Source organism: Sorangium sp. So ce1504, from assembly GCF_051521635.1.
Taxonomy (GTDB): Bacteria; Myxococcota_A; Polyangia; order Polyangiales; family Polyangiaceae; genus Sorangium; species Sorangium cellulosum_B.
Map to the genome: position 1 here is coordinate 12,473,532 of NZ_CP150365.1, position 15,147 is coordinate 12,488,678.

General features: G+C 71.0%; 11 protein-coding genes. 7 read left to right on the forward strand and 4 right to left on the reverse strand.

All coding sequences use genetic code 11. From position 1 onward, the window contains the following. Positions 1 to 67: 67 nt before the first annotated feature. From WMF39_RS46975 to WMF39_RS46985, 3 genes are all read right to left on the reverse strand, one after another. Entirely contained in the window at positions 68 to 1,081 is a 1,014-nt protein-coding gene (locus tag WMF39_RS46975; RefSeq protein WP_437742943.1) for a YihY/virulence factor BrkB family protein, read from the reverse strand. A 296-nt stretch (positions 1,082 to 1,377) separates the two neighbouring features. Beyond that, a complete protein-coding gene (locus tag WMF39_RS46980; RefSeq protein ID WP_437742944.1) occupies positions 1,378 to 2,097 on the reverse strand; it encodes a MerR family transcriptional regulator in 720 nt (239 codons plus the stop codon). Between the two features lie 163 nt (positions 2,098 to 2,260). Then, positions 2,261 to 4,522, reverse strand: a complete 2,262-nt coding sequence (locus tag WMF39_RS46985) for a bifunctional salicylyl-CoA 5-hydroxylase/oxidoreductase (protein ID WP_437742945.1) — start codon at positions 4,520 to 4,522, stop codon at positions 2,261 to 2,263. A gap of 630 nt (positions 4,523 to 5,152) precedes the next feature. On the opposite strand from WMF39_RS46985, the gene WMF39_RS46990 reads away from it, so the two are divergent. The 3 genes from WMF39_RS46990 to WMF39_RS47000 all read left to right on the forward strand — a co-directional run bounded on the left by WMF39_RS46990 (position 5,153) and on the right by WMF39_RS47000 (position 9,044). Beyond that, positions 5,153 to 6,856, forward strand: coding sequence for a DUF1592 domain-containing protein (locus tag WMF39_RS46990; protein WP_437742946.1), 1,704 nt, complete (start codon positions 5,153 to 5,155; stop codon positions 6,854 to 6,856). A 43-nt stretch (positions 6,857 to 6,899) separates the two neighbouring features. After that, positions 6,900 to 8,246, forward strand: a complete 1,347-nt coding sequence (locus WMF39_RS46995) for a DUF1552 domain-containing protein (RefSeq protein WP_437742947.1) — start codon at positions 6,900 to 6,902, stop codon at positions 8,244 to 8,246. Between the two features lie 252 nt (positions 8,247 to 8,498). Continuing rightward, positions 8,499 to 9,044 carry an HdeD family acid-resistance protein gene (locus tag WMF39_RS47000; RefSeq protein WP_437742948.1) on the forward strand — a complete coding sequence of 182 codons (546 nt, stop codon included), beginning with the start codon at positions 8,499 to 8,501 and terminating at the stop codon, positions 9,042 to 9,044. Between the two features lie 35 nt (positions 9,045 to 9,079). Here the strand turns inward: WMF39_RS47000 and WMF39_RS47005 are convergent, their stop codons facing one another. Continuing rightward, on the reverse strand, positions 9,080 to 9,928 hold the full coding sequence (locus tag WMF39_RS47005; RefSeq protein ID WP_437742949.1) for a hypothetical protein: 849 nt from the start codon (positions 9,926 to 9,928) through the stop codon (positions 9,080 to 9,082). A gap of 105 nt (positions 9,929 to 10,033) precedes the next feature. Between WMF39_RS47005 and WMF39_RS47010 the strand changes: the two genes are divergently transcribed. The 4 genes from WMF39_RS47010 to WMF39_RS47025 all read left to right on the forward strand — a co-directional run bounded on the left by WMF39_RS47010 (position 10,034) and on the right by WMF39_RS47025 (position 15,129). Next, positions 10,034 to 10,774, forward strand: coding sequence for an SDR family oxidoreductase (locus WMF39_RS47010; RefSeq protein ID WP_437742950.1), 741 nt, complete (start codon positions 10,034 to 10,036; stop codon positions 10,772 to 10,774). Positions 10,775 to 10,871: 97 nt separating this feature from the next. Further along, positions 10,872 to 12,407 carry an aminopeptidase P family protein gene (locus WMF39_RS47015; RefSeq protein WP_437742951.1) on the forward strand — a complete coding sequence of 512 codons (1,536 nt, stop codon included), beginning with the start codon at positions 10,872 to 10,874 and terminating at the stop codon, positions 12,405 to 12,407. Between the two features lie 496 nt (positions 12,408 to 12,903). After that, positions 12,904 to 14,838: a S8 family serine peptidase gene (locus WMF39_RS47020; RefSeq protein WP_437742952.1), complete on the forward strand. Its 1,935-nt coding sequence runs from the start codon at positions 12,904 to 12,906 to the stop codon at positions 14,836 to 14,838. An 84-nt stretch (positions 14,839 to 14,922) separates the two neighbouring features. Continuing rightward, complete coding sequence (locus WMF39_RS47025; protein WP_437742953.1) at positions 14,923 to 15,129, forward strand: hypothetical protein; 207 nt, start codon at positions 14,923 to 14,925, stop codon at positions 15,127 to 15,129. Positions 15,130 to 15,147: the final 18 nt, after the last annotated feature.

Consider the following 15,147-nt stretch of genomic DNA (forward strand, 5'->3'; position numbering starts at 1 on the left):
GTGGCTCCAGTGGCCCAGTGGGAGAGATAGGCCCGCTCCGCGCGGCTCGGCGGTGAAGGGGCGTCGCTTACGCCCTCCCTCGGTGGAGCTCCGACCGGCGCGAGCCGACGGGGTGGGGGAGCGCGGCGTCGCTGCCCGAGCTCTCGTCGCGCGGGGCGCGCGCGGCGCCGGCCGGGAGCGCGGCGCTCTGGGCCTCCTCCTTTGCAGTCTTGGGCAGGTCCGCCCCCGCATCGCTGGCGTCCTTGGCGCCCGTGCGCTTCCCCTCAGGCGAGCGGTGCTCGATGATGGCGTTGATCTCGGCCCCGAGGAGCACCGCCAACGAGGAGATCCACATCCAGAGGAGGAGGATGATGACGCCGCCCAGCGCGCCGTAGCTCACCTCGTAGCTGCCGAACCGGCTGACATAAAAGGAGAAGCCGAGGGACGCGATGACCCAGATCACGACCGCCACGACCGACCCCGGGGTGATGAACTTGAACTTCTGCTCGACGTCGGGGAGCAAGTAATAGAGGGTTGCCAGGACCGCCATCACGATGAGCGCCGACACCGGCATGCGCAGCCAGAGGACAAGCGTCGCGAAGGGGCCGAGGTGCGCGGCGAGCGCCGGCGTGGCGACCGCAATCGCCGAGGCGACCGTCAGCAGGACGGCGCCGCCGATCGTGACCAGCAGGGCGATCCCGCGGCGCTTGAGGTAGGACCGCCTGTCCTCGACGCCATAGGCAGAGTTGAGCGCGTCCATCAGCGCGGTGACGCCGCCCGAGGCGGCCCAGACCGCGCCGAGGGCGCCGACCGTCAGGAGCGCCGGGCTCTGGCCCCCGGTGAGCGCCTGAAGGCGCTCGCCCAGGATGTTGGCCACGGCGGGCGGGGCCACCTGGTACAATTCGCCCATCAGCTGCGCGGACTCGGCAGGATCGATGACCAGGCCGGCGAGGGCGACCGCGAACAGCAGGAACGGGAAGATCGCGAGGACACCGAAGAACGCCAGCGAAGCAGCGACGGTGTCGATCTTGTCCTTGAGACATTCCTGCTTGATGTCGTTCAGGAAATCCTTCCAGGGGATCTCTCTTCCGGGCAGGTGCATGATGGACCTTCGGTGGGGCGCGTGGAGCGCTGCTGGGTTCTTCCTGGGGCGGCTCGCCCCGGAGGCGCTGTACGCTGTCATGAAAAGCAACGCGGGTGCCAGGCCTGCGGCTGCAGCTCCCCCGACAGGTCGGCGATTTTCGCGCGCGGGGCCCCGGCCGAGCGCAGAGGCGGCTCGATCCTCGCGCGTGGCGCGAATTGCCCCACACGGCAGAACGGCCACGGCCGCCGGCGGAGCGCGCGGCCGGGCGCCCTGCGCGGCCGGGCGCTCCGCCGGCGGCCTGCCGGCGCTGCGAGCTAGCTCATCGCCTTGCCGATGAACTCGTGCAGCTCCGGATCCATCCCGTGCTGGGTCCTCACCGAGGGCTCCTGCCGGTACATCGTGTTGAGCGATCGCTCGATCCCGGGGTTCTTCCCCGTGAACGCGTCGATGAGCTCCCGCATGCGCTTCACGATCTGCTGCACCGGCTCGCTCTTCGGGTCGGAGCCCTTCTGCATCTCCGCCCGCATGTCGTCGTAGATCTGCTTCCACGCCGACTCGGCCTCACGCATCTTCTCGGGGCCCATCGCGTCCGCGCGCTGCTTGAGCTCCTCGAGCTGCTCTGGGGTGTAGTATTTCTCGATCATGGTCATCACCTCGATGGTTTGAAGGAGCTGCTCCACAGAGACGTCCTCTCCCGACCGCAGGACGTGGGCCAGGCCCTCGAGCCGCGCGCAGAGCCGCTGCTCCAGCGCGATCTGCTCGCGCAGCCGCGACAGGTGGAGCTCGACGGTCTGGAGCGGAGAGAACCCCGGCTGGTCCAGGCATGCGGCGATCTGCTCCAGGCTGAAGCCGAGCTCGCGCAACGACTTGATCTGCTGGAGCCGGGCGACGTCGCCCGCCGAGTACATCCGGTGCCCCGACGCGGTGCGATGCGACGGGGCGAGCAGGCCGATCTCCTCGTAATAGTGGAGCGTGCGGACGGAGAGGCCGGTCTGCCGGGCGAGATCGCCGACTTTCAACGGTGCTGAACGCATGGCGTTACCCCTGTTTCCAGGGCGGGTGAGCACGTCCATGCCCCGGAGGCTAGGTCCTCACGTAGCGTGAGGATCAAGGGCCCGCCTTCACTTTTTTCGCTCGACCGGGGCGCTGCGCGGAGCGGCTCGGGCGGGAAAGACCTCTCCCTCGCCCCGCGCAGGGTCACCGCATGCGGAGCGTGTATCTCTCGACCGACCTGTACTGAGGTGGCCAGTCGATGTCGAAGCCCTGCTCCGCGGCGGCGTGCCGGGTCCAGTACGGGTCGTAGAGGTGCGCCCGCGCGAGCGCGCACAGGTCGGCTCTCCCGGCCGCGACGATGCTGTTCACGTCCGCGTAGCTCTGGATGTTGCCCACCGTGATCGTCGGCACGTTGGCTTCCAGCCGCACGAGCTCCGAGAGCGGCGTCTGGAACAGCCGGCCGTGCTCCGGCTTGCTGGACGGGTCCGTCTGTCCTGCCGAGACGTGGATGATGTCGGCGCCGTGCTCTCGCAGCATCGTCGAGAGCGCGATCAGATCGTCCGTCGTGAGCCCGCCCGGCGCCCAGTCGGTGGCGGAGATGCGCACGCTCATGGGCTTCTCCGCCGGCCACGCGGCCCGCACCGCGTCGAACACCTCCAGCGGGTAGCGCATCCGGTTCTCGATAGGACCGCCGTACGCGTCGTCGCGCCTGTTCGTGAGCGGCGAGATGAAGCTCGCGAGCAGGTAGCCGTGCGCGCAGTGCAGCTCGATCAGGTCGAACCCGGCCTCGTCCGCCCGCCTCGCCGCCTGCACGAAGTCCGAGGTCACCTGGTCCATGTCCCCGCGATCCATCGCCTTCGGGACCTGGCTCTCCGCCAGGTACGGGATGGCGGAGGCGCTGAGCAGCGGCCAGGCGCCGCGCTCGAGCGGCACATCCATGCCCTCCCAGAGCAGCCTCGTCGCGCCCTTGCGCCCGGCGTGGGCCAGCTGGACGCCGATCTTGGCCCGGGAGCGCGCGTGGACGAAACCGACGACGCGCCGCCACCCCTCGACGTGGCCGGGGCGATAGAGCCCCGCGCAGCCCGGCGTGATGCGCGCTTCCGCGCTGACGTCGGTCATCTCCGTGATGACGAGCCCTGCGCCTCCGAGCGCCCGGCTGCCGAGGTGGACGAGGTGCCAGTCGTCGATCTGCCCGTCCTCGGCCGAGTACTGGCACATGGGCGACACAACGACCCGGTTCTCCAGCACGAGCGATCGCAGCCGGAACGGCGTGAACATCGGCGGCGGCGGCGTCTCATCCCCGGCGAGGCGGCGCGCCCCCGCCTGCGCCTCCGCCTTGCGCGCCACGTGCGCGTCGATCTCGCGCACGAACGCCGGGTCGCGCGCCTTCAGGCCCTCGTGCGTCACCCGCAGGCTCCGCGTCAGCAGGCTGAACATGAACTCCACCGGGTCGAGCGCCATGTAGCGCTCGGTGTTCTCGAACCACAGCAGGCTCACCTGCGCGGCCCGCTGGAGCGCGAGCACCTTGGGCTTGCGCTCCGCCTCGTAGGCGGCGAGCGCCTCGGGCACGCCCCGGTGCTGCTCCAGGCTGTCGACGAGCGCGATCGCGTCCTCGAGCGCGAGCTTCGTCCCCGAGCCGATCGAGAAATGCGCCGTGTGCGCCGCGTCCCCGAGCAGCACCACGTTGCCCGCGCTCCAGCGCTCGTTGTGCACCGTGGGGAAGCTCCGCCAGACGCTCCGGTTCTTCAGCAGCCGGTGTCCCTGGAGCTTTTCGGCGAAGAGCTCCTCGAAGTACGCGATCGTCTCGTCCTCGGTGGCGCGATCGAGGCCCGCGCGCCGGAAGGTCTCTTCCCGGCATTCGACGATGAAGGTCGAGCGCTCCGGCTCGTAGCGGTACGCGTGGACCCGGAAGAGGCCGTGGCGGTTCTCCTCGAAGTAGAAGGTGAAGGCGTCGAACGGGAACGTCGTGCCGAGCCACACGAACCGGTTCGGGCGGACGTCGATGCGCGGCCCGAACCGGTCGGCGAACCGCTCGCGGATCCGGCTGTTCACCCCGTCGGCCGCGACCACGAGATCGCTCCCGGTGAGGGCCTCCTCCGGATCCGTCACCTCCTCCTCGAAGCGCAGGACGACGCCGAGCTCGCGCGCCCGGTCCCCCAGGATCGCGAGCAGCTTCTGGCGCGAGAGGCCGCTGAAGCCGTGCCCCCTCGACACGAGGACGCGCCCGCCGAAGTGCGCGTGGAGCTCGTCCCAGTGGGCGAGGCTGCTCCGGATCGCGTCGTAGCTCGGGCGATCCGCGTCGGCGAGGCCGTCGAGCGTCGCGTCCGAGAACACGACCCCGAAGCCGAAGGTGTCATCGGGCCGATTCCGCTCCACCACGACGACCTCGCGCCGGGGGTCTGCCTGCTTCGCCAGGAGGGCGAAATAGAGGCCCGCCGGCCCGCCGCCCACGCATGTGATCCTCACCGCCCTGCTCCTCTGCTCCCGCGTCTGCGCCCGCGCCGGAGCCTACACGAGAACGCCGAGGTACAGCGCCGCTCCGGTGGAAATCAAGGGTGGACAGGATCGAAGAACGGGATTTCCGGGACGCGCAAGAGCTGGTTCGCATCATCGCGCGATCGAGCGCGGCAGTCCGCGCCGTCGCTCGGCTCGCACAGGCGGCCGGCGACGCAGTTATCAGAGATGACCACCCCACCCGATCTCATGGAGACTCCGAGAGCGCCGCGAGCATGGGTGTCGAGCCCGACGGTCAGAGGGCGAATTCGGCGCGCTGGAGCAGATCGGTCCGCTTCATCTGACAATTCCCTTCATGGATTGGCATTGGGGAGCGGAAAATTGAAGGGAATGCTTCTTCCGCCCTGAATGCCTCTGCATGAGCGCCTCCGGGCGAACGACGAAGGGGTTGGTCGGCGGGCGGAAGTAGGGTAAGCCTGGATCAAAAGAGCGATCATCGGGAATATAGACCGAGCCCCGAGGTGACGCCGGGGCGCACGTACCGCTCTGCTTCAAATATTCTCCTTAGCCATGTCGCGGCTCATCGCCGGGACACGCCTCGGCATGGGCCAGGTGAATTCCACCCGAACGGCTGGTCACTCCATGAGCAAGACAGCGCCGCCCGACACCGATCGATCGGTACCGTTTCTCCGCCGTTCCATCGCGGCGGGCATGTTCGCGATGGGGCTCGTCGGCCTGACGGCGGCTGCCTGCACCGGGCAGCTCGGCGATGGCAGCCCGGGCAGCTCGGGCAGCTCTATCGACGACGACAGGCCCATCGACCCGACCACCGGGAAGCCGGCCGCGTACGACTGCAGAGAGGCCCGAACGAGCCCCGGCGTGCTGCGCCGTCTGTCCAAGGTCGAGGTCCAGCTGACCCTTCAGGACCTGTTCCAGCTCGACGAGCCGCCCGCCGTGGACAGCATCCCGGAGGACACCGGCCAGGGCGGCTTCCGGACGATAGCCGCCCTCCAGAACGTGTCGGATCAGCACCTGCGCGCCTACCTGGCGATCGCGGAGACGCTCGGGCAGGAGCTCATGGCGGACGAGGCGCGCCGGACAACGGTGCTCGGCTGCGAGCCGGAGGCCGACGATTGCCTCGAGCGCTTCGTGCAGCGCTTCGGCAAGCTGGCGTATCGAAGGCCGCTCTCGGCCGAGGAGGCGAGCGATCTGGTCGCGCGGGCGAGCGAGGTCGCGCGGGACAGGGAGGATGCGTTCCGCTTCGTCATCGAGGCGCTGCTGACCGCGCCCAGCTTCCTGTTCAGGATCGAGGTCGGCTCGGCCGGCGCGGAGACGTCGACCTTGACGCCGCTCGAGCTCGCGTCGCGGCTGTCGTTCACGCTGTGGGGCCGGTCCCCGAGCGCAGCGCTGCTCGAGCGGGCGGAGTCCGGCGAGCTCGACAGCGACGAGGGCCTCCGCGCGGTCGCGGAGGAGATGGTCGGAGACGAGCGGACGCAGGTCTTCTTCAACGCCTTCTTCAAGCAGTGGCTGACCTTCGAGCAGCTCCGCGCGCCGGTCAACCCGGACGCATCGTTCACGCCCGCGCTGCTCGAGGACATGATCGCCGAGAGCGAGCTCGTCCTCGGCGAGCACGCGTTCACCCCTGACGTCGACTTCTTCGACGCGCTCACCGCGAACCACACGTATGTCACCCCGGCGCTCGGCAAGTTCTACGGCCTCGAGGTGCCGGGGGACGGCGTGAGCCGCGTCGAGTTCCCGGCCGGCCACCACCGGGCGAACACCGGGCTGCTCACGCACGCGAGCCTCATCAGCGCCAAGAACGACGGTGATCTCATCGCCGTGCGCGGCCAGTGGCTCCGGGCGGCCTTCCTCTGCGAGAAGATCTCGATCCCCGCGGGGCTCCTCGAGCAGCTGGAGAGCGAGCTCTCCGGCCTGACCTATCTCGAGGTCCTCCAGAAGCGCAACACCCAGGAAGGGTGCGCTGGCTGTCATGCGCTCATCGATCCCATCGGCGTCGGGTTCGCCCAGTACGACAAGCTGGGGAAGTACGATGGGAGCATCGGTATCGACGAGTTCGGGCTGGAGCCGCGCCTGGAAGGCGCCGCCAACGAGTCGTTCGACTCGCTCGCTGCCCTGGCGGCGGAGCTGCGGCGGAGCCCCGATCTGGCCGCCTGCGTCGCGGAGAAGCTGTTCATCTACACCCAGGGGCGCGAGCCGGCGGCCGAGGACCGCTGCGCGATCGACGCCTCGGCGGGGAGCTTCACGCAGGACGGCAACCGGTTCCGCTCCTTCCTGACCGCCATCGTGCGCTCGCCGGAGTTCCGGCTGCGGAGGGCGCCAGAGTGATGTGCTCGCACAAGGTTCGACCGACGGAAGAGGAGTGTCGCCAGTGAAGATCTCGAGAAGAGCTCTGCTCCGCGGGGCGGGCGTCGCGGTCGCCCTGCCGTTCCTCGACGTGATGCGGCCCCAGCGCGCCAGCGCTGCACCGGCGGATCCGAAGCGCTTCGTGGCGTTCTTCGTCCCGAACGGCACGGATCCCGGGGCGTGGCACCCGAAGACGGAGGGGCCGCTCTCGGCGGAGGGGCTGCCGCCGTGCCTCGTCGACATGAACGGCTTCGACGCCGAGCGCGAGTGGCCGGCGGGAGACGCGATCTGGCGCGACGTCACCATGGTGTCCGGCGTCGACCACCAGGTGATCTGCTCCGACATCCACAGCCCGGCCATGGCGCTGTGCGCCCACACCGACGGCGGCGGGACGGCCGTCCCGCGCAAGGCCACGCTCGACCAGTACCTCGCCAACCACATCGCGGCCGAGACCCCGTTTCGCAGCCTCAACCTGTCCCCCACGGGCGACACGGCGGTCACGCAGGGCTTCATCTCGTTCAGGGACGGCGGTCAGGTCGAGGATGCCTTCCGCGATCCGGTGAAGGTGTTCGACACGCTCTTCAGCAACATGGGCAGCCCCAGCGAGGAGATGGACGACATCCGGCGGCGCCGCGCCAGCGTCCTCGACTGGGTGCGAGAGGACGCGAGGCGCCTGAACCTGCGCCTCGGCGCGGCGGACCGGGCGCGCGTGGAGCAGCACCTCGAGTCGGTGTTCGAGCTGGAGAAGCAGATCCAGTCCACGACGCAGTCGGGCTGCGCCGTCCCCGGCGCGCCCACGAAGGGGCAGAACTTGCACGGCAAGTTCAAGCAGATGATCGATCTCGGGCTCCTCGCCCTCACCTGCGACCTGACGCGGGTGCTCGTCCTGCAGTACTCGAACAGCTGGGGCCTCGACTTCGCCGGGTACGATCTGCCCGACGGCGTGGGGGACTGGAGCGATCACTTCATCTCCCACAAGCTCGGCGATCGCGACCGCGCGACCGATCTCGACGGGCTGCCGCAGGCGGAGGCGATGCGCATCGCGAACGCCCGCGTCGTCCAGACCTCGCGGTTCAAGGTGCGCCGCTTCGCCTACCTGCTCAACGCGATGAAGGCCGCCCAGACGGCGACAGGCAACCTGCTCGACGAGTCGCTCGTGCTCTACACGTCAGAGAACGGCGACGGGGACTCCCACGGTCGGACCAACATGCCCATCATGCTCGCCGGCCACGTGGGGGGGTTCCAGACAGGCCGCGCCATCAAGGCCAGCAAGCCCCCGACCGGCGCGCTCCATTGCTCCATCATCAACTACTTCGGCGTCGAGCTGTCGGAGTACGGCGACCCGGCGGGCGGGCCGATCGCCGGCCTGTGAGCCTCGCGCGCCGCGAGGCCTGCGCGTGACACCTACCAGCGCTCGACCTTCGATGGGCCCGCCTGCTCGCGGCTGCTGAGCAGCTCGCTCGCCGCGGTCGGGCAGGGGACGTGCATCCAGCCCGGGCAATGTGACGCCGTGCGGGCATGAGCGGCACAGCTCTCCGCGCGCGAGCGGCGGACGCGCCGTGCGCTCAGGCCGCGCGCGTCCGCCGGATGTGCGCGACGTGGATGCCAGAGAAGGGGGTGAGGCATGGAATCGCTGGGACGGTATTGGTGGCTGTTGGCCCTGAGGGGCGTGGTCGGGATCCTGTTCGGGATCTTGTTCTTCGTGTGGCCGATCCCATCGCTCGCCACGCTCGTGCTGCTGTTCGGCGTGTGGGCGTTGTTCGACGGCTGCGCCGCGTTCGCGTCCGCGATCAGCGGCCGCGGCGGCGTGTATTCCGTGGTCGAGGGCATCTTCGGCGTCGGGATCGCGGTGCTGACGTTCTGGCGGCCCATGATCACCGCGCTCACGCTCTACGGCGTGGTCGCTGCGTGGGCCATCGTGATGGGCATCTTCAAGATCGTCAGCGCGGTGAAGCTCCGGCACGTGATCGCCAACGAGATCTGGCTCGGGCTGAGCGGCGCCATCTTCGTGATCTTCGGCGTCATGATGGTGGCGCTCCCGGCGGCCGGCGTGCTGGCGCTCGTCTGGTTCATCGGAGCGTTCGCGATCGCCGAGGGAGCGATGCTCATCGGGCTCTCGCTGCGCCTGCGCCGCGTGCCGAGCATGGTCGCGCCGCTGCGCATGCCCTGACGCCCGGCGGGGCGCCATGGAGCGGAGCGCGCCCGTCAATCGATCTGCAGGTGGTAGTGCGCGGGCGTCGTCTCCTCGAGCACCAGGACGCCCCCAACCTCCGCGGTGCTCTCGAGGAACGCTCGCTTTTCCTTGGGCGACATGGTCCTGTTGCGCACGTCGACGGCGCCTTTGCGCAGGTGCGCGGAGACGTAGATCCCCCGGTCGATCTGGTCCTGGATCACGGCCTCCATGGCCGACACCACCTGCTCCGGCGGCTTGCGGGAGTTCGCCTGATAAGCCTTCTTGATCTCCTGGACCGCCGCCTTGTTGCGGTAGAGCTGGAGGAGGTCCTCGCCGAGCCTGAGCTTCGTGAACATCGCCCTGGCCTGGCGGTTTGCGTCGCGTGTCCCGCTCGTGATCACGAGGTGCTCGCGCGTGCGTCGCGCGTAGCCCTGGTCGATCTGCTCGATCTTCGCGGCGATCTTCGCCGGGAGCGTCACGCCCGGGAGCACCTCGTATGGCGGCGGGGCCCACGGCTCCGTGGGCACGGCCTTCCCGAGCGCCGTCAGGGGCGGCAGCTGCGCGCGCCGCTCCTCTTCCTCCGACGGCAGCTCGTCGCACTCGGGTCGGGTCGCCGGCGCGGCGGCGCGCGGCGCGGCGCTGGCTGTCCCGGCGGCGCGCGGCGCGCTCGGGGCCCGCGGCGCGGCGCTCGCCGGCGCCGCGGGGGCGCTCGCGCCGGGCGGATCGAGGCCCGGCAGGCCGATGCTGGGCAGATCGATCGACTCGAGCCGCTCCCTGCATCCAGCCGCGCAAAGCAGCGCTGCGGCGAGGGCGCGCAGGCGGCGCGGCGGCTCCAGGGAGCGTTCCTGTGCGGCTGCTCGGCGTGTCGGAGGCGTCGGCAAAGCCGGTCCAGCGTGCCATGGCGCGCGGCGCGGGCGAAAAAAACGGCGGCGCGCGACGTCCACCGACTCGACGCGCGGGGCCCCGCATCGACTACACACCTCCTCATGCCCCATGCTCCCCTGACCGGCCGTATCGCCCTCGTGACCGGCGCCGGCACCCGCCTCGGCGCCGCGACGGCCCGCGCGCTCGCGGCCGCAGGCGTCGACCTGGCCGTCCACTACGCCACGAGCGCCGCCGGCGCGGAGGTCGTCGTCGACGAGGTGCGCTCCCTCGGCCGCCGCGCCGCCGCGTTCCAGGCGGACCTCCACGACCGGGGAGCGCTCGCCGCGCTCGCCCGCGCGGTGCTCGACTGGTCGTCTGGCCGGCTCGACCTCCTGGTCCACAACGCGGCGAACTTCGATCGGGTCCCGCCGGCCGAGCTCTCCGCCGACGCGTGGGATCGCGCCATGGCGCTCAACGCGACCGCGCCGTACCTGCTCACGCTCGAGCTCGCCCCCGCGCTCCGCGCCTGCCGCGGCAGCGTCGTCGCGATGGTCTGTGTGAGCGCCGAGCGCCCCTGGAAAAATTACATTCCGTACTCCGTGTCGAAGGCCGCGCTCGCGCACCTGGTCCGCGGCCTCGCCGTGGGGCTGGCGCCGGAGGTGCGCGTGAACGGCGTCGCACCCGGGACGGTGCTGCCGCCATCCTCCTACGACGAGGCCACGCTCGCTCGCCTCCGCGAGCGCATCCCGCTCCAGCGCATCGGCGAGGCGGAAGACGTCGCCCGCGCCGTGGTGTTCCTTGCTGAAAACGACTTCATCACCGGCCAGATCCTCGCGGTCGACGGCGGCGCCTCGGTCGCGTGACGCGCCGCCTTGCCGCGCGGGTCGATCCGCCCCAGCGTGAACGGGGGCGCGCTTTGGCTTGAACGACCTCACCTGATCGACCCATAGTTCGAGCCTCATGAGCCACACGCCCGAGACCAGCGCCGCCCCCCTCCAGGCAGATCCTGCCCACAGCGCGCCCGCCGGCGGCCCGGCCGAGTCGCCCGCGGCTGCGGCTCCCGGCGCCGAGGTCAAGCCGGCGAGCCACGACTCGACGCTGCCGGAGGCGCTGATCGCGTTCATGCTGGAGCGCTGGACGCCGGCGTCCGGGGAGCTCCCGCAGGCGATCGCGCACGCGGAGGTGTTCGCTGCCCGCCGCCGCTCCCTGTCGAAGCTCTTCCCGGCGGAGACGCTCATCATCCCCACCGGGCACGAGAAGGTGCGCGCCAACGACACGCACTACCGCTTTCGCCCGGGCTCGGACTTCTTCTACCTGACGGGCAACCTCGAGCCTGACTGCGTGCTCGTGCTGCAGCCGCAGGAGGGGGGCGGGCACCGGGACATCCTCTTCGTCGAGCCGAACCCCGGGCGCAGCGACAAGACGTTCTTCACCGATCGCGCCAAGGGCGAGCTCTGGGTCGGCCCCCGCCTCGGCGTCGAGCAGAGCCGCGCGCACTTCGGCGTCGACGAGTGCCGCGGGCTCCCCGAGCTGGACGCGTACCTGAGCGGCCTCGTCGGCACCGTGACGCGCCCCCACCGCGTGCTCCGCGGCATGTCCGAGCGCGTCGACAAGCTCCTCGCCCGGCACGATCGCGACAAGCAGCTCGGCGAGGCGCTCTCGGAGATGCGCCTCCTCAAGGACGCCCTCGAGGTGCAGGAGCTCGAGGCGGTCGTCGCGTCGACGAAGCGGGGCTTCGAGGACGTCATCCGCGCGCTCCCCCGCGCGCGGAGCGAGCGAGAGGTGGAGGGCACCTTCAACCTGCGCGCCCGGGTCGAGGGCAACGACGTCGGTTACGGGACCATCGCCGCGTCGGGCCACCACGCGTGCATCCTGCACTGGACGAGGAACGACGGCGCGCTGGAGCCGGGCAAGCTCCTCCTGGTCGACGCCGGCGTCGAGGGCAACGCGCTCTACACGGCCGACATCACCAGGACCCTGCCGATCAACGGGAAGTTCTCCAGGGAGCAGCGCGAGATCTACGAGCTCGTGCTCGAGGCGCAGGAGGCGGCGATCCGCGAGGTGAAGCCGGGCAACGACTTCATGGAGCCGAACCGGGCGGCGATGCGGGTGCTCGCCCGGGGGCTCGAGCGGCTCGGCATCCTCCACGTCTCCGCCGAGGAGGCGCTCAAGGAAGACAGGCAGCTCTACCGCCGGTATTCGCTCCACAACGTCAGCCACATGCTGGGCCTCGACGTGCACGACTGCGCGCAGGCGCGGCAGCAGGTCTACAAGTTCGGCAAGCTCAAGGCGGGCATGGTGCTCACGGTCGAGCCAGGGCTTTATTTCCAGCTCGATGACGAGACCGTCCCGGCCAGGTACCGCGGTATCGGAGTGCGCATCGAGGACGATATCCTCGTCACGGAGACGGGGTATCGGAACCTGTCGAGCGATATTCCGAGGTCCGTGAGCGACGTGGAAGCGTGGATGGCGGGACTCTGGGCCACGCCGCAGTGAACTGAACGGCGGGCGGGGGAACGGCCCAGGCGAGCGAGTTGGAGGGCGTCCCCAGACGCGGGGGCCGCCGGTGGAGGGTGGAGCCGCGCGGGAGGGCGGCGGGGGTCCCCCCACAAACTCGCGCCTTTTGGGGGGCTGTTGCCACACAGGGGGGTGGGGTGGGGCCGGGGGCGACTCGCTTCGATGCGGGCCGGCGCTCGGGTTTGTGGGGCCCACCCCCGCCGCCCTCCCGCGCGGCCCCACCCTCCACCGGCGGCTCTGCCGTGGGGAGCGGTGGCGGGAGCTTGGGCGGTTGAGCTCGGCCTTGAGGGGATGCGGTGGGGCGGTGTCGGGTGTTCCAGGAAGTCCGTGGTTGAGGATGGCGGTTGATGCCTCGGGACACGGCGAGGGGCGCGAAAGGGGGGCTGGCGCACGGACGCAATGGGCGCGGCGCGAGGATGCTGGATCGATGGCTGCTCGCGGGCGGCGGCGCTACCCTGCCGATGAGGAGACCCGCATGCACACGTCTCGCCTTCTGCGTTGGCCAGGGACCGCAAATCTCCGAACCGGACGCGCGCTCGCGACGTCGCTGCTCGCCGCGGCAGCGGTGGTCGCAGCGGCGGGCGCGGCCAGGGCCGAGGATGGGACGGACGGCCAAGGCGCCGGGGCCGTCCTCGCCGCGCGCTCGCCGGGGATGCTCGAGCCTCGCCTCCCTGGGTACGTCAACCCTGCGCTGCCCGTCGACGTCGGCCCGTCGCTGCGCGGCCCGGACCTCCTGGTCGAACCGGTCGCGACCGCGGGCGAGCCGCTGCACGGCATGGCCTCCGAGCTCGACGAGACCAGCTACGACATCCCCGGGCAGATCGTCGTCGACGCGCGCGACGACCTCGACGACGCCTCGCTCGCGGACCTCGTGCGCGACTTCTCGCTGCGCGTGCTGCCGACGGCGCTCACGTCACAGACCAGGATCCAGATCGCCACGGTGGACGGGCCGGTCAGCGCGACGCTGGAGCGGCTCGCGCGCGATCCGCGCGTGGAGGCGGCGGAGCCGCTCGCCTGGGTGCGCGCCTCGTTCGTCGCGAACGACCCGCTGATGAAGGACCAGTGGCACATGGCGCGCGTGGGCGCCGAGCGCGCGTGGGACTTCGCCTCCGGCCGCGGCGTCACCGTCGCCGTCGTCGATACGGGCATCGCGTGCGAGGACCACGGGCCCTTCACCAAGGGGACCGACCTGGCCTCGACCGAGTGCGTGGAGGGATGGAACTTCGTCACCAAGACGAACCACGCGAACGACGACCAGGGGCACGGCACGCACGTCGCCGGGACGATCGCGCAATCGACCAACAACGGCCTCGGCGCCGTGGGGCTCGCGTTCCACGCGCGGCTCATGCCGGTCAAGGTGCTGAACGAGAGCGGCTGGGGCACGACCGCCGACGTGGCCGACGGCATCCGGTGGGCGGCCGAGCACGGCGCCCAGGTCATCAACCTGAGCCTCGGCGGCCCCCGCAACTCCAAGGTGCTCCAGAGCGCGATCGACGACGCGGTCGCGCGCGGCGCGGTCGTCGTCGCGGCGGCCGGCAACACCGGCGGGCGCGTGCAGTTCCCCGGCGCCTCCGATGGCGTCATCGGCGTGAGCGCCACCGACGTGAACGACAAGATCGCGCGGTTCTCCTCGCGCGGCCAGGGCGTCGACGTCGCCGCACCCGGGGTGAACGTCACCCAGCAGACCATCTGCAACCGCGGGCGCGACAAGTGCCAGAATTTCTACGCGTACAGCGGCACCTCGATGGCCGCGCCCCACGTGGCCGGCGCGGCGGCGCTGCTCGTGAGCCTCGGCGTGACGGACCCGCGCGCGGTCGAGGACGCGCTCCGCGCAGGCGCGCGCGTCGTCGACGACTCCGACGGCGGCAAGCTCCTCTACGGGGCCGGCATCCTCGACGCAGCGAGCTCGGTCGTGCGCGTGACGCAGAGCCACATCGTCGCGCGGCTGCTCGCGCTGCTGGTGCTCGCGACGTGGGTCGCGCGCCGCGCCCGCAAGAAGGACGCGACAGCCACGAGCCCGTGGCGGGCGAGCTTCCTCCTGCCGGCGCTCGCGGCAGGGCCGGGGCTGTTCTTCTTCGCGCCGTGGCTCCTGCCGCGCGTGGAGCTCGCCGTCGACGTGCTGGCCCGGCCGATCGCCGACCTCGACCTGCTGATCGGCGCCTCGGTCCACCGCTGGCTGCCGCTCGCCAACGCGCTCGTCCCGCTCGGCCTCACGGCGCTCTTCTTCGGCGTGAAGAGGCTCCGGCCGGCGATCGCGGGCTTCGCCGTCGGCACGGCGGCCTACCTCACGTCGGTCGTCCTGCTCGGCGAGGCCGCCGGTCCCTTCGGCCGGATGGCCCTCGTCGTGTGGTGCGCGGTCAACGCCGCGGCCTGCCTCTGGATCGCCCGGACGAACCTGTCCACGCGCTGAGCCGGCGCCTGCCGCGCTCGCTCCATGGCCGGCGGTGCGCCCGGCCGTCATGACCACCCTGCAAAAACGAGCTAGGATGCCGGCATGCGGTCCGGCACCTTGCTCCTACCTTTCACGCTGCTCCTCGGGGCGTGCGGCGGCTCCTCCAGCGAGACGCCGTGGCCCGCCGAGCCACGGGGCCCCGCGCTCGGTCCCACGGACGAGGCGTCGCCGGACGGGCCGGCCAACTCGAGCGCGGCCCCTCAAGGCGCGGGCGAAGGCTCGGCGGACGAGGCCGACGCCGGCCGGTGAACCGGCGGCGGAGGATGG

Bases quoted from the DNA above. Each gene is read 5' to 3' on its own strand.
- WMF39_RS47010 (WP_437742950.1), top strand. From the start codon at position 10,034: ATGCCCCATGCTCCCCTGACCGGCCGTATCGCCCTCGTGACCGGCGCC.
- WMF39_RS46980 (WP_437742944.1), bottom strand. From the start codon at position 2,097: ATGCGTTCAGCACCGTTGAAAGTCGGCGATCTCGCCCGGCAGACCGGC.
- WMF39_RS47000 (WP_437742948.1), top strand. From the start codon at position 8,499: ATGGAATCGCTGGGACGGTATTGGTGGCTGTTGGCCCTGAGGGGCGTG.
- WMF39_RS47015 (WP_437742951.1), top strand. From the start codon at position 10,872: ATGAGCCACACGCCCGAGACCAGCGCCGCCCCCCTCCAGGCAGATCCT.
- WMF39_RS47020 (WP_437742952.1), top strand. From the start codon at position 12,904: ATGCACACGTCTCGCCTTCTGCGTTGGCCAGGGACCGCAAATCTCCGA.
- WMF39_RS47025 (WP_437742953.1), top strand. From the start codon at position 14,923: ATGCGGTCCGGCACCTTGCTCCTACCTTTCACGCTGCTCCTCGGGGCG.
- WMF39_RS46975 (WP_437742943.1), bottom strand. From the start codon at position 1,081: ATGCACCTGCCCGGAAGAGAGATCCCCTGGAAGGATTTCCTGAACGAC.
- WMF39_RS46990 (WP_437742946.1), top strand. From the start codon at position 5,153: ATGAGCAAGACAGCGCCGCCCGACACCGATCGATCGGTACCGTTTCTC.